At 69.2% G+C, this 19,449-nt stretch carries 18 protein-coding genes and 1 pseudogene; 8 read left to right on the forward strand and 11 right to left on the reverse strand.

Annotation, left to right across the window (positions count from 1 at the left end):
• The first annotated feature begins 124 nt into the window (after positions 1 to 124).
• The 5 genes from F0344_RS04130 to F0344_RS04150 all read left to right on the forward strand — a co-directional run bounded on the left by F0344_RS04130 (position 125) and on the right by F0344_RS04150 (position 3,921).
• Complete coding sequence (locus F0344_RS04130; protein ID WP_185297466.1) at positions 125 to 451, forward strand: rhodanese-like domain-containing protein; 327 nt, start codon at positions 125 to 127, stop codon at positions 449 to 451.
• Positions 452 to 549: 98 nt separating this feature from the next.
• Positions 550 to 1,938, forward strand: coding sequence for an MBL fold metallo-hydrolase (locus F0344_RS04135; protein WP_185297467.1), 1,389 nt, complete (start codon positions 550 to 552; stop codon positions 1,936 to 1,938).
• Positions 1,939 to 2,117: 179 nt separating this feature from the next.
• Complete coding sequence (locus F0344_RS04140; RefSeq protein ID WP_185297468.1) at positions 2,118 to 2,702, forward strand: rhodanese-like domain-containing protein; 585 nt, start codon at positions 2,118 to 2,120, stop codon at positions 2,700 to 2,702.
• On the forward strand, positions 2,699 to 3,610 hold the full coding sequence (locus tag F0344_RS04145) for a sulfite exporter TauE/SafE family protein (RefSeq protein WP_185297469.1): 912 nt from the start codon (positions 2,699 to 2,701) through the stop codon (positions 3,608 to 3,610). The genes F0344_RS04140 and F0344_RS04145 overlap by 4 nt, the downstream gene beginning before the upstream one ends.
• A gap of 26 nt (positions 3,611 to 3,636) precedes the next feature.
• On the forward strand, positions 3,637 to 3,921 hold the full coding sequence (locus F0344_RS04150; RefSeq protein WP_219732105.1) for a metal-sensitive transcriptional regulator: 285 nt from the start codon (positions 3,637 to 3,639) through the stop codon (positions 3,919 to 3,921).
• A gap of 479 nt (positions 3,922 to 4,400) precedes the next feature.
• On the opposite strand, the gene F0344_RS04155 is transcribed toward F0344_RS04150, so the two are convergent.
• The 5 genes from F0344_RS04155 to F0344_RS04175 form a co-directional block, all read right to left on the reverse strand.
• Positions 4,401 to 5,261, reverse strand: a complete 861-nt coding sequence (locus F0344_RS04155; RefSeq protein WP_185297471.1) for an amino acid ABC transporter permease — start codon at positions 5,259 to 5,261, stop codon at positions 4,401 to 4,403.
• Positions 5,258 to 5,902, reverse strand: a complete 645-nt coding sequence (locus F0344_RS04160) for an amino acid ABC transporter permease (RefSeq protein WP_185297472.1) — start codon at positions 5,900 to 5,902, stop codon at positions 5,258 to 5,260. The genes F0344_RS04155 and F0344_RS04160 overlap by 4 nt, the downstream gene beginning before the upstream one ends.
• A gap of 16 nt (positions 5,903 to 5,918) precedes the next feature.
• Positions 5,919 to 6,833, reverse strand: a complete 915-nt coding sequence (locus tag F0344_RS04165; protein ID WP_185297473.1) for a glutamate ABC transporter substrate-binding protein — start codon at positions 6,831 to 6,833, stop codon at positions 5,919 to 5,921.
• A gap of 11 nt (positions 6,834 to 6,844) precedes the next feature.
• The gene (locus F0344_RS04170; RefSeq protein ID WP_185297474.1) at positions 6,845 to 7,588 is read right to left on the reverse strand and encodes an amino acid ABC transporter ATP-binding protein; all 744 of its coding nucleotides are present in this window, start codon (positions 7,586 to 7,588) and stop codon (positions 6,845 to 6,847) included.
• Positions 7,589 to 7,709: 121 nt separating this feature from the next.
• Positions 7,710 to 8,150: a DUF6278 family protein gene (locus F0344_RS04175; protein WP_185297475.1), complete on the reverse strand. Its 441-nt coding sequence runs from the start codon at positions 8,148 to 8,150 to the stop codon at positions 7,710 to 7,712.
• A 151-nt stretch (positions 8,151 to 8,301) separates the two neighbouring features.
• Here F0344_RS04175 and F0344_RS04180 point away from each other — a divergent pair, with 151 nt between their 5' ends.
• Together F0344_RS04180 and F0344_RS04185 are read left to right on the forward strand one after the other, a co-directional pair.
• A complete protein-coding gene (locus tag F0344_RS04180) occupies positions 8,302 to 9,081 on the forward strand; it encodes an SDR family NAD(P)-dependent oxidoreductase (RefSeq protein ID WP_185297476.1) in 780 nt (259 codons plus the stop codon).
• 123 nt (positions 9,082 to 9,204) lie between these two features.
• On the forward strand, positions 9,205 to 9,513 hold the full coding sequence (locus F0344_RS04185) for a glutaredoxin domain-containing protein (RefSeq protein WP_258049652.1): 309 nt from the start codon (positions 9,205 to 9,207) through the stop codon (positions 9,511 to 9,513).
• A gap of 43 nt (positions 9,514 to 9,556) precedes the next feature.
• Here the strand turns inward: F0344_RS04185 and F0344_RS04190 are convergent, their stop codons facing one another.
• From F0344_RS04190 to F0344_RS04205, 4 genes are all read right to left on the reverse strand, one after another.
• Positions 9,557 to 10,336, reverse strand: a complete 780-nt coding sequence (locus F0344_RS04190) for an exodeoxyribonuclease III (protein WP_185297477.1) — start codon at positions 10,334 to 10,336, stop codon at positions 9,557 to 9,559.
• A 65-nt stretch (positions 10,337 to 10,401) separates the two neighbouring features.
• Positions 10,402 to 11,049, reverse strand: coding sequence for an MBL fold metallo-hydrolase (locus F0344_RS04195; protein WP_185297478.1), 648 nt, complete (start codon positions 11,047 to 11,049; stop codon positions 10,402 to 10,404).
• A gap of 12 nt (positions 11,050 to 11,061) precedes the next feature.
• Positions 11,062 to 12,357, reverse strand: a complete 1,296-nt coding sequence (pcaDC, locus tag F0344_RS04200) for a bifunctional 3-oxoadipate enol-lactonase/4-carboxymuconolactone decarboxylase PcaDC (RefSeq protein ID WP_185297479.1) — start codon at positions 12,355 to 12,357, stop codon at positions 11,062 to 11,064.
• A gap of 691 nt (positions 12,358 to 13,048) precedes the next feature.
• Complete coding sequence (locus tag F0344_RS04205) at positions 13,049 to 13,546, reverse strand: Imm21 family immunity protein (RefSeq protein ID WP_185297480.1); 498 nt, start codon at positions 13,544 to 13,546, stop codon at positions 13,049 to 13,051.
• Between the two features lie 392 nt (positions 13,547 to 13,938).
• On the opposite strand from F0344_RS04205, the pseudogene F0344_RS04210 reads away from it, so the two are divergent.
• Positions 13,939 to 14,612 (forward strand): annotated as a pseudogene (locus F0344_RS04210) (transposase family protein); the annotation flags it as partial.
• Positions 14,613 to 14,861: 249 nt separating this feature from the next.
• On the opposite strand, the gene F0344_RS04215 reads toward F0344_RS04210, so the two are convergent.
• Positions 14,862 to 15,359, reverse strand: a complete 498-nt coding sequence (locus F0344_RS04215) for a DUF4913 domain-containing protein (RefSeq protein WP_258049653.1) — start codon at positions 15,357 to 15,359, stop codon at positions 14,862 to 14,864.
• 26 nt (positions 15,360 to 15,385) lie between these two features.
• On the reverse strand, positions 15,386 to 19,438 hold the full coding sequence (locus F0344_RS04220) for a trypsin-like peptidase domain-containing protein (protein WP_185297481.1): 4,053 nt from the start codon (positions 19,436 to 19,438) through the stop codon (positions 15,386 to 15,388).
• Positions 19,439 to 19,449 lie beyond the last annotated feature (11 nt).

Consider the following 19,449-nt stretch of genomic DNA (forward strand, 5'->3'; position numbering starts at 1 on the left):
ACGCCAGGGAATCCGGGCCGCCCATGCCCGGGTCTGGATACCCGGGGGGGTATTTGACAGGCGCGACTCGGACCCTCTACCGTCGGACGAAATACCCGTGGGGGTATCTGGAGGTGAATCGGGCATGGCTCGTGAAGTGGATATGGACTCCTTCGCCGCGGCTTGGGCCGACAAGGCGTACGTCCTGGACGTGCGGGAACCGGACGAATATCAAGCCGGGCATGTGCCCGGTGCGCGGCTCGCCCCGCTGTCGGCACCGGCCGCCGCGATGCGCGGTCTCCCCGACGGCCGGCCGGTGTACGTGATCTGCGCCAGTGGCAACCGCAGTAAGACGGCCGCGGACCGGCTCACCGCCGCCGGAGCGGACGCGTACTCCGTCGCCGGCGGCACACGGGGCTGGACCCGCACGGGCCGCCCGGTCGTGACGGGGCTCGCCCCCGGCTCCGCCTGACATCCCTTGTACATGCCCGGCCCATCGGGGCCGGGTCCCTTTTGACTCCTCATATACCCCGCCGGGTATATGAGGGCCGATCGCTTCGGAGGCTTCCCGTGTTCTTCGCCCAGTACTACCTCGACTGCCTCTCGCAGGCGTCGTACATGATCGCCGACGAGACCACCGGCCAGGCCGTGGTCGTCGACCCCCGCCGGGACGTGACCGAGTACCTCGCCGACGCCGACGCGCACGGCTTCAAGGTTGTCGGCGTCATCAACACCCACTTCCACGCCGACTTCGTCGCCGGGCACCTGGAGATGGCCGCGCGCACCGGTGCGTGGATCGGCTACGGCAGCCGTGCCGAGACCGAGTACCCCATCCGCAAGCTGACCGAGGGCGAGACCATCAGCCTCGGCGACGTCACCCTGAAGATCATGGAGACGCCGGGGCACACCCCGGAGTCGATCAGCGTGCAGGTCTACGAGCACGGCGACGACACCGCCCCTTACGGGGTGCTGACCGGCGACGCCCTCTTCATCGGGGACGTGGGCCGTCCCGATCTGCTCGCCTCCATCGGTGTAACCGCCGACGAGCTCGGCGCCATGCTCCACGACAGTGTCCAGAACAAGCTGATGGGCCTGCCGGACGAGGTCAGGGTCTTCCCCGCGCACGGCGCCGGATCCTCCTGCGGCAAGAACCTGTCCAGCGAGAAGCAGTCCACCATCGGTGAGCAGCGCACCACCAACTACGCGTGCGCGCCGATGGGTCAGGACGAGTTCATCGCCCTGGTCACCGCCGGCCAGTCCGCCGCCCCCGGCTACTTCGTCTACGACGCCACCCTCAATCGCCAGGACCACGAGCTGTTCGACCCGGCCGCCGCGCCCCGGCCGCTGTCCGCCGAGGAGTTCGCCACCCGACGGGCCGAGGGGGCGGTAGTCCTGGACGCCCGCAGCCCGCAGGAGTTCGCCGCCGGCCACCTGCGCGGTTCGGTCAACGTGCCCGCCGACGGCCGGTTCGCCGAGCAGGCGGGCACCGTGCTGCCCGCGGACGCCGACCTGCTGGTCCTCGCACCCCAGAACCGCGAGGAGGAGATCGTCACCCGGCTGGCCCGAATCGGCTTCGACCGCGTGTCCGGCTACCTGCGCGGCCCGGAGGACGCCCTGGTCACCCTGGCCGACGAGGTGACCCCCGCCAGTCGCCTGACCGCCGCGCAACTGCGCACCGCACTGGAGGGCGAGAACCCGCCGGTCGTCCTCGACGTACGCAACTGCGGCGAACGCGGAGAGAACGGGCTCATCGAGGGCGCCCTGCACATCGCGCTCGGCGAACTGCCCCTGCGCCTCGACGAGATCCCCACCGACCAGGCCCTGGTCCTGCACTGTGCGGGCGGCCACCGCTCCTCCATCGCGGCCAGCCTGCTGCGCCACCGCGGCTTCACCGACGTCTCCGACATCCTCGGCGGCTACGCCGCCTGGGCGCTGCTCGACGCTCCTGCGGCCGTCTGACCGGGCGCGGCACCGGCGAAGAAACCGGCCACCGGCCGCGCCAGGCCGCCTGCGCCCCCGCGGGGAAGCCTTCATGCCCTGACGGGCCCCTCCCCGCGGGGGCGCAGGCACACCACTGCCCTCGCCTATACCCCCCCCCGGTATTTCCGGGGATTCGCACACCACAACCCGGAGCCTCCATGACGACCGACGCCTCACGCACCGCCGGACTCACTCCCGCCGTCCTCCAGCAGCTCATGACGGACGGAAACGGCCCCCGCATACTCGACGTGCGCACCCCCGGCGAGTTCCAGAGCACCCACATCTCCGGCGCCTACAACGTGCCCCTGGACACCCTGCGCGAGCACCGCGCCGAGCTCCTCGCCCACATCGGTGAAGACGTCGTCCTCGTCTGCCGCTCCGGAGCCCGCGCCGCCCAAGCCGAGCAGGCACTCACCGAGGCCGGCCTGCCCAACCTGCGGGTCCTGGACGGCGGCATGATGGCCTGGGAGATGGCCGGGGCCCCCGTCAACAGGGGCCCTGAGCGCTGGGATCTGGAGCGCCAGGTCCGGCTGATCGCCGGATCCGTCGTCCTCATCACCGGCATCACCGGACTGTTCGTGCCCGGAGTGCACCTGATCGGCACCGCCTTCGGGGCCGGGCTGACCTTCGCCGCGCTCAGCAACACCTGTGCCATGGGCATGATGCTGTCCAAGCTGCCCTACAACCGCGGTCCGCGTACGGACATCCGGACCGTCATCACCTCCCTGCGAGGCCGATCATGATCACTCTCGTCCTCCTGGCCTCGGTGCTCATCGGCATCAGCCTGAGCATCCTGGGCGGCGGCGGCTCCATCCTGACCGTGCCGATCCTGGTCTACCTGGCCGGCCAGAGCAGCAAGGAGGCCATCGCGACCTCCCTGTTCGTCGTCGGCGTCACCAGCGTGGTCGGGCTCATCGCGCACGCCCGCGCAGGCCGGGTACGCTGGCGCATCGGCCTGATCTTCGGCGCCGTCAGCATGGTCGGCGCCTACGGCGGCGGACGTCTCGCCGAGTACATTCCCGGCACCGCCCTGCTCATCGCGTTCGCGCTGATGATGCTCGCCACCGCCGCCGCCATGCTCCGGAAGCCCCGCAAGGCTGCCGCGCACAAACCCGCCCACCATGAACTCCCCACGAAGCACATCGTTGCCGAAGGGCTCGTTGTCGGCGCCGTCACCGGGCTGGTCGGGTCGGGCGGCGGATTCCTGGTCGTCCCCGCACTGGCCCTGCTCGGCGGACTGCCCATGAGCGTCGCCGTCGGCACCTCGCTTCTGGTCATCGCCATGAAGTCGTTCTCCGGACTCGCCGGCCACCTGTCCGCAGTCCAGATCGACTGGGGCCTCGCGCTGGCCATCACCGCCGCGGCCATCGTCGGCAGCCTCATCGGCAGCCGTTTCGCCGGACGCATCCCCCAGGACACTCTGCGCAAGGCGTTCGGCTGGTTCGTCGTCGTCATGGGCGTCTTCGTCCTGACCCAGCAGCTCGGTTCCGGATTCTGGACCAGCCCCTGGACCTGGGCCACCACCCTCGCCCTGACCGCAGCTGCACTGACATGGCGCACCGCACGAGCACGCCGCCGCACTCCCGCCGTGGACCCGCCGACCGAGCACCTCTCACGAACGGAGAACACACCCCGGAGCAAAATACCGTAGGGGGTATATCCTCGTGTTAATAGTCGATGAAACGGAGGAACCCGGTGAAAGTAGAAGATGCAGCGGCGACCGCGGTCCTCAATCGGCTGCGTCGTGCCCAGGGCCAGCTCGCGGGAGTCATCGCCATGATCGAGGCGGGCCGGGACTGCAAGGACGTCGTCACCCAGCTCGCCGCTGTCTCCAGCGCCCTCGACCGGGCGGGCTTCAAGATCGTCGCGAGCGGGATGCGCCAGTGCCTCACCGAAAGTGAGGACGGTGCCCCGCCGATGACCGAGGCGGAACTGGAGAAGCTGTTCCTCGCTCTTGCGTGACCCACGACTTCGGCCCGCCGACGGACACCCGTCGGCGGGCCGTCCGCTTGCCGGGCGCAGCCCGAACCGGGTTGGGGGGCGGACCAGGTGCGCACGGCATGCGCCGGACGTCCGTGGCATGGGTGAGGGCGCACCGCACGAGACAGTGCGGGCTTCGGCCGGCTCCGTCGCGTACGGCCCCGACGTCGTGGAGCGGGTGGCCGGCGGTGCGACACCCGCCGTGCAGGCCCCTCTGCCCGTGGCCCCGCGAACCACACACCGGGCCGCGAATCACACACCGGGCCGCGGGCCGCCCGGAACCGGAAGAGCGGCCCTCGTCGTGTACGTCCACGACGCCGGGCCGCTCAAAGTGTCGAGCACAACCCGCCGGCACGCAGCTGACCTTCTACCCGGCCACCGCGGTCCGGATGGTGTCCGGTTCCGCCGCACGAGAAGTGATCACCGGCTGCTGCCGGACGGGTACCGCTCGGCCGCCGCCTTCAGGGCAGCAGCGTTCCGGGTTCCGCCGGAGCGACCTCGACGGCCTTCGTCTTGACGTTGCGCCGCTCCCGTTCGGCCACCCACGTGGCGAACCACGAGAGCAGCATGCAGAGCCCGATGTAAATCGGCGAGATCACCATCACCACAGGGATGAAAGGAAGATCGTAGTCGAGATTCGACGCGATCAGCTTCCCCGCGTGGAGAAACTCCTCGTAGGTGATGAGAAAACCGAGCGAGGTGTCCTTCAGCGCCACCACCAACTGGCTGATGATGGTGGGCAGCATGGCCCGTACCGCCTGGGGCGCCAGCACATAGGTCGTGACCTGCGTCTTGCGCATACCGAGCGCGTAGGCCGCTTCCCGCTGGCCGCGGTCCACCGAATGGATTCCGGTACGGAAGACCTCGGCGAGCACCGAGCCGTTGTAGAGGGTCAGGCCCGCGACGAGGGCGGGCAGCGGCTGCACCTTCAGCGCCACGAAGATGAAGAAGATCATCACCAGGACGGGCATGGCGCGGAAGAACTCGACGAGCAGCGTGGAGATCCAGCGGACCGGCCGGTGGTCGGAGAGCCTGCCCACGGCGAGTACGGCGCCGAGCGCGAGGGAGAGCACCGCGGCGTACGCGAACGCCTTGAGGGTGTTGCCGAGGCCGCGCAGCAGCAGTTCCTGGATGCCCGTGTACGCGAAGGGCGTCCACTTCTCGGCTGTGAACTGGTCGGTGTCGAAGAGCAGATAGATGATCCAGCCGACGAGGGCGAGGATCACAACCGTGGACACGATGCCGTACAGGCGGTGCCGTTTACGGGTCAGCGGCCCCGGGATGTCGTAGAGCGCGGTGGCGGAGGGCGCGGAGTGGGTCATCGGGCGACTCCCCAGCGCTTCTCCAGCACATGGAAGAGCGCGCTGATGGACAGGGTGATGAGCAGGTAGCCGACGGCGATCCAGACGAAGGACCAGATGATGCTGTAGCCCAGTTCGTTGAGGGTCTTGTAGGTGCCGAGCAGTTCGGTGACGCTGAAGGCGCCGGCGATCGCCGAGTTCTTGGCGAGGGCGATCAGCGTCGAGCCGACCGGCGGGATCACCGAGCGGAACGCCTGGGGCAGGACGACCGTGCTGAGGGACTGTCCGAAGGTCATTCCGAGGCTGCGGGCCGCTTCACCCTGGCCCGTGGGCACGGTGTTGATGCCGGAGCGCAGGACTTCGCAGATGAACGCGGAGGTGTAGCAGCCGAGCGCGAGCACGGCGAAGACCTCGAACGGCAGGACGAGCCCGAAGCGCGGCAGCCCGAGGAGCACCGCGAAGAACAGCAGGGTGAGCGGGGTGTTGCGCAGGACGGTCACCCAGACGGTGCCGAGCGCCCGGAAGGACCCGACGGGCGCCACCCGGCACGAGGCCATGAGGAAGCCGAGGACCAGGGCCAGGATCGAGGAGTAGACGGTGAGTTCGACGGTGCCGAGGAACCCTTCGCCGTAGAGGGTGAAGTTCTCCGTGAGTACATCCATGTGATGGCCGGTCCCCTCAGTTCGCCGGGTAGCGGTCGATGGGCGGGGGCGTCGGTGCGGGCACTCCGGAGAGCCCCAGCGTCGCTTCGAACGCCTTCTTCCAGTTGCCGTTCTTCTCGTTGGCCTCCAGGGCGTCGTTCAGCGCGGAGCGCAGGGCGTTGTCGCTGCGCGGCACTCCGATGCCGTACGGCTCCTCGGAGAACGGCTTTCCGACGACCTTCATCTCCTCGGGGACCTTGGCGGCGAAGCCCAGCAGGATGGCGTCGTCGGTCGTGACGGCGTCGACCTGGAAGGTCAGCAGGTTGTCGACGCAGATCGAGTACGTGTCGTAGGCGACCAGGTCCGTCTCGGGGTAGTCGGCGGCGATCCGCTGGTACGGCGTGGAACCGGCGGCGGAGCAGACGGTCTTGCCTGCCAGGTCCTGAGGCCCCTCGATGCCGTCCTCGTCGGTGCGTACCAGCAGGCCCTGACCGGCCATGTAGTACGGACCGGCGAACCCCACGAGCTTCTTGCGCATGTCGTTGATCGTGTACGTGCCGACGTAGTAGTCGATCTGCCCGTTCTGGAGGGCGGTCTCACGGTTGGCGGACGCGATGGTCCTGAAACGGATCTTCTTCGGGTCGAAGCCCAGGGAGGCCGCCGTCATGCGGGCGATCTCGATGTCGAAGCCGGAGTAGATGCCGCTGGCCGGGTCCTTCTCGCCCAGGTAGGGCTGGTCCTCCTTGGCTCCGACGATCAGGTGTCCGCGGCTCCTGGCCTCGCGCCAGGTCCTCGAATCGGTCAGCTCGAAGCCGGTGTCGACCTCGTAGCGGGGCAGCGCTCCGGCCTTGGGTCCCTTGACCGGCGGGCTGCCCTCCTTGCCGCAGCCGGCGGCGAGGACGGCGAGCAGCAGGCAGGCCAGCGCGGCCACGGCTTTTCTCGTACGCACCATGAATCCCCCCGTCAGTGCTTGAGGATCTTGGACAGGAAGTCCTTGGCGCGGTCGCTCGCCGGGGCGGTGAAGAACTCCTCCGGGTGACGGTCCTCGACGACGGCTCCGTCGGCCATGAAGACGACACGGTTGGCGGCCGAGCGGGCGAAGCCCATCTCGTGGGTGACGACGACCATCGTCATGCCGTCCCGGGCGAGCTGCTGCATGACCTCCAGCACCTCGTTGATCATCTCCGGGTCGAGGGCCGAGGTGGGCTCGTCGAAGAGGAGGGCCTTGGGGTCCATGGCAAGGGCGCGGGCGATGGCCACGCGCTGCTGCTGGCCGCCGGAGAGCTGGGCGGGGTACTTGTCGGCGTGTGCGGCGAGCCCGACGCGCTCCAGGAGCTCCCGTGAACGCTTGTCCGCCTCGTCCTTCTTGCGCTTGCGGACCTTGATCTGCGCGAGGGAGACGTTGGCCAGCACGGTCTTGTGCGCGAAGAGGTTGAACGACTGGAAGACCATGCCCACTTCGGCTCTGAGCTGCGCCAGCCCCTTCCCCTCCTCGGGGAGTGGCTTGCCGTCGAGGGCGATCTGGCCCGACTCGATCGTCTCAAGTCTGTTGATCGTCCGGCAGAGCGTCGATTTGCCGGAGCCGGAGGGGCCGATGACCACCACCACCTCCCCGCGGCCGACGGTGAGATTGATGTCCTGCAGCACGTGCAACGCACCGAAGTGCTTGTTGACGCCCCGCAGCTCGATCAACGGATCGACGGCCATACACTGCCCTACCCATATGTCGCTGTTGAAGTCAGCGCAAACTATCCGTCCCGGTACGGGACTTAGCGGGCGACACGCATTAGAGGGGCATAAGGCTGTTTATCTCGATTTGAAGACGGTGTCAGTTCTCGGCGGACTCCGCGTACACCTGGGAGAGCTCGGGGCTGCCCGACATCGCCCAGTCGAGACCGGCCTCGACCACGTCGATCTCCCGCCCGGAGTCCAGGCAGACCACGGGCTGGCCGCTGGGCCGGATGTGCCACACGGCACCGGGCACGTTCCGCACGAGGACGGTGCCGAGATAGAGGCCCGCGTCGTTGCCGAACCAGGGCAGTTCCTCGGGGTCGTCACGCCAACGGGGCGGGAGCTGATCCAGTGCGGTCAACGAGGCCGGACTGTCGTCCAGTTCGAGTCCGTTCTGCTCGGCTCGGACGCGCAGCAGCTCACATTCGGCGAGCAACCCGGCCACACCGGCCGGGTCCGCCTCGACGGCGCCCACGAGAGCGCCCCCCTGCGTACCGCCCTGGCGCTTACGCCAGTTGTCCAAGAAAGGGATGTTCATACCACTAGGGTCCCACCCCCGGCGTGTTCCGCACCACAGGGCGCGCGGCCGATTCCGACCTGAGACCTGACAAGTCAGAACGCGTCAGGCCAAACCATGCCAAGGGAGAGCCGACCGCAGATCACAGCAGGACCCCGCTTAGGCTTTGGCCATGATCACGCAGTCGTATCTCTCCGGGCTCTTCGCCCTCGACGGCCGTGTCGCCGTGGTGACCGGCGGCAGTTCGGGCATCGGCAGGTCCATCGCCGGAGCCCTCGCCCACGCGGGCGCGAGCGTGGTGATCGTGGCCCGCCGGGAGGCCGAGCTGACCGCCGCGGCCGCCGAGCTGACCGCGGACGGCTGTCGTGCGGCCTGGGTCAGCGCGGACCTGGGAACCTCCGAGGGCGTCCGCGCGGGTGCGGACGAGGCGGCCTCGGTGTTCGGGGAGCCCGACGTCCTGGTCAACTGCGCCGGGATCAACCTGCGGCCGCCGATGGGTGAACTGGGCGAGGACGTCTGGGACACCACCATGGCGGTGAACCTGAAGGCGCCGTATCTGCTGGGCGAGCGGTTCGGACCGGGCATGGCGGAGCGGGGCTACGGCCGGATCATCCACGTCACCTCCCAGCAGGCGCACCGGGCCTTCGTCAACAGCGGCGCCTACGGGGTCTCCAAGGGTGCGCTGGAGTCGCTGGCCCGCTCGCAGGCGGAGGCCTGGTCGCCGCACGGAGTCACGTGCAACACGCTCGTGCCCGGCTTCGTGATGACGCCGCTCAACGCCCGTCTTTCGTCCGACCCGGAGAAGGTGGCCGCACTGGCCGCGCGCACGATGGTCAAGCGCAACGGGCTGGCGGACGACTTCGCGGGCGCGGCCGTGTTCCTGGCGAGCGCCGCCTCCGCCTATGTCACCGGGCAGTCGCTCTTCGTCGACGGCGGATTCTCGGTTCACTGAGTACGCACGGGCCTGGCTGTCATGGTGATGGGGCAGGGCCAACAGGCCCACGGCGCAACGGAATGCTCAACGAACTACTCAAGGGAACGCTCAAGGGAACGCTCAACGGACGAAGGGCTTGCGATGGCGGACCGCACAGGACACGGGTACAGCAGCGATGACGAGGGCATGGTCGTCTACTGGCGGCCCGGCTGCCCGTACTGCATGAAGCTACGGCTCCGGCTCCGCTTCTGCGGACTGACGTACACCGAGGTCAACATCTGGCGGAATCCGGACGCCGCCGCCTTCGTACGGTCGGTCGCGGACGGCCACGAGACCGTGCCGACGGTGACCATCGCCGGCCAGGCCTTGGTGAACCCGTCCAAACGGCAGATCACCGACGCCGTACGGTCCCGCGCACCGCACCTGCTGCGGGGCGCGAAGAACCTTTAGGACCAATGCCGTCAGGACCTGACGCGGGGGCGCCGGCCCCCGCTCACAGGTCGAGGTCGACGACCACCGGGGCGTGGTCGGACGCACCCTTGCCCTTGCGCTCCTCGCGGTCCACGTAGCTGTCCCTGACCGAGGCCGTGAACGGGGCGTTGCCGTAGACCAGGTCGATACGCATGCCCTTGTTCTTCGGGAAGCGGAGCTCCCGGTAGTCCCAGAAGGTGTAGGGGCGGTCGTACTTGAGGGGGCGCGGCATCACGTCCGACAGCCCCTCCTGGCGCAGACTCGCGAGCGCGGCGCGCTCGGCGGGGGTGACATGCGTGGCCCCCTCGAAGAGCGCGGGGTCCCAGACGTCCTCGTCCGCCGGGGCGACGTTGAAGTCACCGAGGACGGCGAACGGCTGCGAGCCCGCCGCGTCCGCGGCGACCGCCTTCTGGAGGGCCTCCAGCCAGGCCAGCTTGTACGTGTAGTGGTCGTGGGCGACCTCGCGGCCGTTCGGCACGTACACCGACCAGAGGCGGACGGGGCCGCAGGTCGCCGAGATGGCGCGCGGCTCCTGCACCCCCTCGAAATCCGGTCCGCCGGGCAGGCCGGTGACGACATCGGCGAGGCCTACGCGGGAGATCAGCGCGACCCCGTTCCACCGGCCCGTGGCGTTGACCGCGGACTCGTAGCCCAGCTCGCGCAGGGCCTCGGCCGGATACTGCTCGGTCGCGCATTTGGTCTCCTGGAGGCACAGCACGTCGGTGCCGGTGCTCTCCAGCCAGGCCAGCAGCCTCGGGAGGCGGGCGGTGATCGAATTGACGTTCCAGGTGGCGATGCGCATGGCAGTAAACCTAACGCCTCCCACTGACAGCCGCCCCGCTCCCGGCCCCCGCCACCCCCCGCCGGTCAGAGTTCGGCGGCCTCGCCCGGGACCAGCCTGCCGTGGTCGGAGCCGCCCAGCTTGCCGATCTGCAGGTCGTAGATCGGGCGTGCGAGATCGGTGAGCAGGGCGTCGTGGATGTCGATGGCACGCCGCGGCCGGACCTCGCGGACGTAGTCGATGACCTCGGAGATCTTGTTCCACGGGGCCATCACCGGCAGCATCAGCGTGTCCACCGGACGGTCGGGCACGGTCAGCGCGTCACCGGGGTGGAAGACCGAACCGTCGATCATGAAGCCCACGTTGGTGACTCTGGGGATGTCCGGGTGGATCACGGCGTGCAGCTCGCCGTGCACCTCCACTTCGAAACCGGCGGCGGTGAACGTGGCTCCGTGGCCCACGGTGTGGACCCGGCCGGGAAAGGACGCGGAGAGCTGCTCGGCCACGCTGCGCAGGGTCCAGATCTCCACGGCCGGACCGGCTGCCAGGGCGGCGCGCAGCCGTGCCTCGTCGAAGTGGTCCGGGTGCTCGTGCGTCACCAGGATCGCGTCGGCGCCGGCCACCGCGTCACCCTCGGAGAAGCCGCCGGGGTCGATGACGATCGCCCGGCCCTCCCTCTCCAGCCGGATACAGGAGTGCGTCTTCTTCGTGAGAGTGAGAGGCGATGCGTCCATGGGCCCATCTTGCTACGCGGGCGGCCTGGTTACCTCCTGTATGACTCCCCTGGCGATGGCGAACGCGGCGCCCGCGGCCGGCATACCGCAGTACACGGCGGACTGGAGCAGCACTTCCTTGATCTCGTCGGGGGTGAGCCCGTTGCGCAGCGCGGCCCTCGTGTCGGCGGCGAGACTCTCCAGCCGGCCCGAGGCGACGAGCGCCGTGAGCGTGACACAGCTGCGGGTGCGGCGGTCGAGGCCCTCGCGGTTCCAGACCTCGCCCCACGTGTAACGGGTGAGGAGGTCCTCGAAGTCCTCGGTGAAGGCGTCGGACGCGGCGAGCGCACCGTCCACATGCGCGTCCCCCAGCACCTCGCGGCGGACCTTAATGCCCCTCTCGTAGCGGTCCTGGCCTGCTGCTGCCGTCGCTTCGGGCACGACGGCCGCCGGGGCGATCTCCGCGACGGGTGCGAAGTGGACGGAGAGAGCCGGGACGGCTGGTGGTACGGGGATCGGGCCCAGGGTGTCCTGCCAGGCCGTGGAGAAGTGCGTGAGGAGCAGGTCGGTGACGGCTCCGGGCTGCTCGACGGGGGCCAGGTGGGAGGCGCCGGGGACGAGCGCGAGCCGGGCGTCGGGTATGCCGGCGACCAGTGTGCGGGCCTCGGCGGGCCCGGTGACCTGGTCCTCCGCGCCGACCAGGACGAGGGTGGGGACGGTGATGCGGCCGAGTTCCGTCCGTATGTCGAAGGCGGCAAGCGCTTCGCACGCGGCGATGTAGCAGCCCGGATCGGTCGTGCGGACCATCTGGACCGCCCATTCGACGATGGCGGGCTGGGCAGCCACGAAGCCGGGGGTGAACCAGGCCTCAGGGGCGGTACGGGCCATCGGCTCCAGGCCGTTGGTACGGACGATCACGCCGCGCTGGCGGAACTCGTCGGCACTGCCGAACCGGGGCGAGGCCGCCACGAGGGCCAGCGAGGCGACCCGGTCGGGGTGGCGCAGCGCCAGCTCGGTGCCGATCGCGCCGCCGATGGAGCAGCCCGCGTACCCGAAACGCTGGACTCCGAGGCTGTCGAGCGTGGCGAGCAGCCGGTCGGCGAGATCGCCGATGCCGGTGGCGGGGTGGGCGGGGGCGCCGCCGTGGCCCGGCAGGTCGTACCGGAAGACCCGCCAGTGCTGGGCGAGCTCGGGCATCTGCCGATCCCACATGTGCCATGTGGTACCCAGAGACGGCCCGATCACCAGGACCGGAGCGTCTTCCGGCCCGTCAAAGCGGTATTTCAGGGTTTCAACGTTCTTCTGACTCACCCACTCACGCTCCCACATCTCACATTCGCTCCGTGGGCGGGGGCCGGAGCACTCGCCAGATCACCCCACGTATCCGCGGCCGACCGTAGATCCTCCACATCCGGCTTCACATACCAGCGCTTCGTCGTCCGGACATCGGTGCGCCCCGCCCAACGGGCCAGCAGATGGTCCGGCACCCCCTTGTTCGCCAGGTAGGTGAGTGCGTTGTGGCAAAGGGAGTCCCTGTTCGATGAGCAGGGGCTTCTTCGTGTGCAGGGCATGGCTGCGGAGGGGTAGGGGCAGGCAGCGGACGGCTTGTTGTTGATCGAGGAGGTTGTGATGCCGTCGGTGCTGGGGTTGATGGAACTGCGTGAGGCGCGGGCGAGGCAGGAACTGGAGTCCTGGACGGAGGTCCTGGAGCAGGCTCAGGCGGAGGTGGATGCCGCGCGGGAGCGTGTCGGGCGGGCTCGGGTGGGGCGTGAGGAGCTCGTTTCGGCGCTGGGGATGCCTCGACTCCTGCCCGCAGGAGGCGGGTGGGTAAAGCCCCCGAGTAGCCGAGGGATTTTCACCCCTCGGCTACTCGGCGGTCAAGGCCCCCATGTCGTCCAAGGCGCCGCCGTACATGTCGTGGGGTAACGGAAGCCCCGCCGGACCGGCGGGGCTTCCCCCCTACCGACCAGGGTTCGCTTACGACCCCGGCCGACAGCCATGCACGACGGCTACGCGCCGTTCACTGGATCAACCGATCGAGCTTGTGGACCCGTGCGCACGTACCGGTGTCCGACTCGATATCCGCGGTCCTCAGTCGATAGACCGCGGGCTCGATCTCCACCAGCAGAAGTTCGTCCGCACGAGCTTCTGTTCCCGGCAGAGCAGCATCGAACACGGCGAGCGGACCGTTCACTTCCACGACCGGGCCGTCCACCCATGTATCCACGAATTCGATGCCTCCGCGCACGACTTCGACGAATCGGCCATCGCTGGACGACGAGATCCATTGAACAATGGCAAGGAACTCCTCCATGAATGCGGTCGGGGCGGGGATGTCATTGATCGCCAGCGCGGGCCTGGGAGCCGACGGTTCTCCGAACGGCACCAGCCCGACGTAGCCTTCGACCTCACACGCGTTTTCGTAGTCGGAGTTCGTGTAGCCGCCCCAGAGACCTCTCAGTGACTCCTCAACGACAATCATCGGCCCGCCCTCCGACTCAACCCATGTAAGATCCATGGCGTTCCAGCCTCCTTAGTATCCGAGTTCCTTGGCGATTCGCTCGTAGCTCGGCTTCATGACGGGCGCTAGCTGTCTAGCCCATCCGGCCTGCTTCCGACTGCAATCGAGGCATTGTGGATAAAGCCGCTGCGGAAAACCGTCCGGCACCCACGAGCTGATGGGCTGATGGTCAGGAACATACCCCTTCTTCGACCCGAAGGGGAATATGATTCCGCAGCTGTGACACCCGAATTGAATTCCGATCTCATTAATCTGATCCCTTTCTCCGCCGGGAGTCTCGTCGAACTTCTGAGACTTGCTCCGCGCCGGGATCGATTCGGCCGCATAGCGGCCTATCGGACAAACCTCCTCGGGGTCAATCGAGTTCGCCCGCGCCGGCCAGGAGTCGCGTGCTTGTCTACCCATCCTCGATTGATCTCTCCAGCTGCACCTTGCGGATCCTGACCGGACAACTTACAGCCAGGCGGCAGGGGATCGGGGCACGGTGGCGGCGCCTTTCCTCTGTACGTCAGGCCCTGCTCGCGCTGGCCCACCTGCGGTGCGGTGACACCTACGCTCAGCTCGCCGCCGGATTCGGTATCGGGATCGCGACCGTTTATTTACCGCTACATACGCGAAGCCGCCGAGACCCTGTCTACGCTCGCTCCGTCCCTGGCCGAGGCGATGAGGACGATCTGGGGGAAGCCGTTCGTCATCCTCGACGGCACCCTGCTGCCGATCGACCGCATCGCCGCCAACTCCCCTTACTACTCCGGGAAACACGAACGCCACGGCATGAACGTCCAGGTCCTCACACATCCGTTCGCACGGCTGCTCTGGGCCTCGTCGACGCTGGCGGGCTCGACTCACGGACCTGACCGCCGCGCGACAGCACGGGATCATCGGAGCCCTCGCTGATGCGGGGCTCAAATGCTGGGCGACCAAGGCGTATCAAGGCGCCGGCGGATCCGTCCGGGTACCGTTTCGGGGCCGCCGTCTCAAGAGATGGAAGCGCCGCCGCAACAGCACCCACGCCAAGATCCGCTGCCTCGGCGAGCGGGCCATGGCCACCCTCAAGGGCTGGAGCCCCTTCACCACGCGTCAGCGTGAGGTCGGAAAAGGCTCACGACCAGGAGATAGTGCGCCTTCTTGGTCTCAACCTGCCATTTCGCGTGATCGCGCGCGATCTGCAACTCGGCCTACTTGTATTCCTGTTCCAGCCCAAGCTCAGCAACGGCAGGCCACTTCAGGTCGTGCACATGTGGGTGTGCAGGTCGGGCCTTGTCGAACGCAACGAAGCTCCGGTTGTCCGGGGTGACCTTCCCAAGTCGCCCTAGCCGAGGGCGAAAGGGTCTCGGGACACCGGCGACCGCTGATCGGTGAACAGTCCTTCCGGTGGGGTGGCCATCGGCAGCGGCTCGGGGGTCTGGTGGCCGTCGGCGCAGCGGGCGAACGGTCCGGTGACGGGGTTCAGCAGGGCTCCTACGTGGGGATCCACGTGGTGGAGCCACCAGTTCGACATGCCGAGTCCCGCGTCCCAGCGCAGAGCCTCCCAGGCACGCCATATGGCGTCTAGCCGGGACAGGGCTTCGGCGTGCCGGTACCACTCGGGGCACCACGTCCGCCCGGACTCGGGTGTGGGACAGGGGACGAAATAGATGAACCGGTCCGCGACGAACTCGCCGACGTTCGGGTAGAACAGCTCGGCCGGGCGGGCCGTGTCTTCCTCGTCCCGCCGTATATCTGCGTCATGCCGGATGGCCTGGTTCCGCTGGGCGTCCTCGGTCATATCGTCCTGTTCGTCGTCGTGTAGCGGTGGTGTAGCTGTCATACGCGGCAGACTCCTCACATGTTCCTTCAGACTGCCCTGCGCAGCCGGACGTCTGCGGCCTCGTCGTGGCGGCCGAGGCGGTCCAGGACTCTCGCGAGTCCGGCGACGGCATAGTTGAGGTCGGCCTGTGCGCTGGGATCTCGGTCCACGGCCCGCCGGTAGAGGCGGACGGCCCGTCGTGCCGGCGCCAGTCCGCGTGCTGCCCGGCGGATGTCGTGCCGGCCGGCCAGGCTCAGTGTCCCGCCCAGCCGGTAGAGCAGCCACGCGGTGTCGTCCGGCGGTTCGCCGGGGCGGGTTGCCAGCGTTTGGCAGGCGCGTTCCGCCTCGAGTGCGGCGCTCCAGGCGATGGTCGGCCGGTCGGCCATCGCCTGCGCGTCGGCCAGGCGCAGCAGAGCGTGGCAGAGGGGCCGCTCGTGCTGCTCCTCACCCAGGGCGAGTAGCCGTTTCCTGAGGTGCACCTCGTGTTCTGCGACGTGGGCGGCGGCGGGGAAGCGGCTCGTCCGCAGCAGTGCGTGACCAAGCCCCGCGCAGGTGTCCGCCAAGGCCGACTCGTGTTCGGGCCCCGGGTCGTCGGCCGAGAGGGCGACGCGTAGTTCGTACGCCTCCCGCAGCACGGGAACCGCGCGATCGGCCGTCGCCCAGGACGTGGCATAGCTGGTGCCCAGGTCGTGCAGGCAGAAGGCCAGTCCTTGACGCCCCTCCCCGTCGCGGGCCAACCTGCGGTACTGCAGCAGCGCTTGGCGCAGCAGGATACGCGCTGCCACCGGCCGGTCGTTTCTCCAGAACAGGTCGGAGCCGTTGTGCAAGCCGGTGGCATGGCTCTCGGTGTAGAGGCTGGGGGCGTACGTGCTCAGCCGCCTACGGACGGCGAGGGCGTCGTCGAGGGTGGCGAGGGCGTCCGCCGCACGGCCCAGGACGTCGTAGGAGGAGACAAGCCTGAGGGCGACTGCGGACTGGCGGAACATGTCGCTCGCGCTGAGGGGCAGTGCGGAGCCCGTGTAGATCCGGAGGGCCTCATCGAAGCCCTCAACCGCCGTGCGGTGGTCGCCCAGGCGCGCCTGGAACGTGGCGCGCGTGCTCACCGCGCGGGCCAGACCGGACACACCAGCCCGGGCCTCGTCACGCGCTCGGGCCCGCCGCAGGTCGACGGCCTCCCCAGCGGTCTCCAGCGCGGCCTCGTGCTCCCCGTCGTCGAACTGGTCCCAGGCGAGGTTGTGCAGCGTCTGCGCCAGGGTGGGCTGGTGCACCTCGGGCAGATCCTTCGCCAGCGGGCGCAGCAACGCGATCGCCTCCCGTTGCAGCGCCGCCGACTCGGCGGGTGGCCGTGAGGCACTGCTGTAGGCGAGGGCGAGGCCGCGCAGGGCATCGGCGAGGTGTGCGATCCAGGCGTCAGGATTCTCCGTCGCGAGCCGGCGGGAGGTCTCGAGCGCCTCCTCGCTGAGGGGCAGTGACTCGGTGTGCCGGGAGAGACGCCAGAGGTTCGTGCCGCGTTCCGTCAGAGCCGCGACGAGGAGAAGCGGGTCCAGGTCCGGTTGGAGGGCGGCCAGTTGACGGGCGCGGCGCACGGCCTCGTCCGTGTGGGCGTCGGACTGGGCGATCTGATCGAAGGGGATCGCACTCGGGTCGACCCTCCAGACCACGCTTGACAGGTTGAGCAGTGCCCGTACGAGTCCGCTCTCGCGCTTTTCCCGTTCCTCGCCGTTCTCGGCGGCCAGCTCGCGGTACAGGCCCAGTGCCCGTACGCCGGCGAGGTGGGCCTCTGTCAGGCACCCGGTGTTGAGCGATGCACGGGAGAGGACCAGCAGCGAGTCGGCCCACTCCGTGCGGTGGGTTGTCGTCCCGTCGTCGGCGAGCCGTTGCCGCAGGGTAGCGGCACCCTTGGCGGCCGCTGCGGCGTCGGTCCAGGCGCCGACCGCCAGGTGCCGTTCGGCGAGATTGTGCAGCGCCCATGCGCGGTCGCGCAGCGCCTGCGGGCCGTCACCCGCGGCCCCGCACAGTCGGTCGAGTCGGCGGGCGACATCGAGTACGTAGTCGCGCAGTACATGGGTCTGCCGCGGCAGCGCGTCGGCGTGTGCGCGCAGCATGGCGGCGGTGAGTGGCACCTGATCAGGAACGTTGCGCAGCACTGCACGGAGTCGCTTGATGACATGGTGCGCCTCCCGCGCCCGCCCTTCGTTGGCATGGGTCACGGCCGAGCGGGCCAGGACGGTGAGGATCTGCACCCGCTGGTGATCAGGGGCACTGGCGAAAAGCTTCGGCAACAGCTCGCGTTCGCGGACGACCTGCTCAGAGGCATGGAACTCCGCCAGACGGTCCGGCTCCAGTCGGCCCCAATGGCGGCCCTGAGGCGGGGGGTACACGTCGCGCAACCAGGCGACGACGTTCGCCGCACGCGTCGGCTCGTCGGGCAGCAACTGGGCGATGGTGGCCCTTGCCTCCGGCCCGTTCTGCGCGGGACAAAGGACGGCCGCCGCCACGGCCTGTTCCAGCAGGTCCGTGTCCCGGGCCCCCAGACCCCGCCCGCCCGCGGCGTCCACCCAGTACGTCTTCTCGTGCGCCAGGAGCCTGGCCTCCAGCGGGCCGTCGTTCCGGTCGGGGATTCGCGCGAAGCGCAGCAGCGCGGCCAGGGCGGCCATCTGCACGGTCAGCGCGGTCTCGGCCACAGGGGTCGTGCTGGGGTGATCATCGGGCGTCGCATGAGGATGCGTGCCGGCGGCTGAGCTGGAGTGCGCGCCGGGGCGGTCGTACCGGAGGGAGTCCGCGAGTCCGGGCCAGTCGACGTCCGCCACGCCGGGGACGCTCACCTCCGCGAGACGGCGGGCGAGGTCCTGGGCCGCCATACGGAAAGCCCGTTCTCGGCCGCCGGCCCCGGGGTCCAGCGCGTGCAGCCTGGTCTCGGGCAGATACCCGGTCGCTCGCGTCGCCCAGGAGCCGAGCGAGCGGGCGAGTAGCAGCAGACGTACCTGGTGCCCGGACTCGCGCGTCTGCTCCCACAACTCCCTGACCAGTTCGGGCCGGGTCTCGGCGTAGTCCACGATCAGAAGTACCGGCTGCTGGACCATGCGCAGCGCCCGCAGTCCCTGCGGCTTGCGGAGGACCTGGCCCGCTGTCCAGCCCCGGTCCCGCATCCGCGCCGTCAACTGCCGAGCCAGCCGGGTCTTGCCCTGCCCTCCTGGGCCCGTGAGCACACGGGCGGCCGGGGCGCCGTCGGGGTCCGCCAGACACCAGCGCTCCAGGTCGGCGAGCGTGTCCTCTCTGCCGTGGAACGACACCACCTCTGCGTCAGCCCGCAGCAACATGGTGGGAGAGGACACCTCCAGCCTCGGCGGTGCCGGCTCCAGCAGCCCGGCCAGCTCGGCCGGTTCGAGCTGAGGGGCGGCCGGGACCGCCTCGCGGAGCACTGTACGGAAACCGGCGCAGGCCAGCAGGTCTTCGCTGCGGGTGTATGTCAGCCGGGTACCCCGGTCTGGCCTCCGGTCCTCGGACACCACGCCGAGCAGCAGCTTCGCGTCCGACAGCAGGACGGCCGCGCCCGACATCCCGGACCAGTGGGTGGTCTGGCGAGCGGTCTCGTGGTCGAGGCCAGCAGTGTTGTACGGCGGCAGGCCGATATCGTCGAGAATCTCGAAGGACTCACCGCCACCGTGTGGTCTGACCCTGCCGATCAGGGTCACCCGACCGCGGTTGATCACCATCTCCTGGCCCCGGCCGGCCACGGCCCGCTGCATCCGCGGGTAGCCCGTGGCGGCGACGGCCACTTCGGTGCCACTCGTCGCACAGCGTCCCCAGCGCTGCGGACGCCGGCCTCGGGCCCCCCGCAGTGTGCCGGGTGGCATCCAGCCCCCGACCTCGGCCGGGATCTCCAGCAGAGCTGCATCCACGCCGTCATCGTCGAGTCCCCGCCACCTTACGACCGCGGGGTAGCGCACGTCCGACTCCGCAAGCGCCACGGTCACCTCCCCCGGGGCATGGGGCGACGGGACCACATGCGCCGCCGTCAGCACGAGCCGCGGCGCGATCAGATAACCACTGCCGAAGCCCGCCACACTGCGGACCTGGACGACATGCCCCTCCTCCACCGCTCCGCCGC

Origin of the sequence: Streptomyces finlayi, from assembly GCF_014216315.1 — a bacterium.
Lineage (GTDB): Bacteria > Actinomycetota > Actinomycetes > Streptomycetales > Streptomycetaceae > Streptomyces > Streptomyces finlayi_A.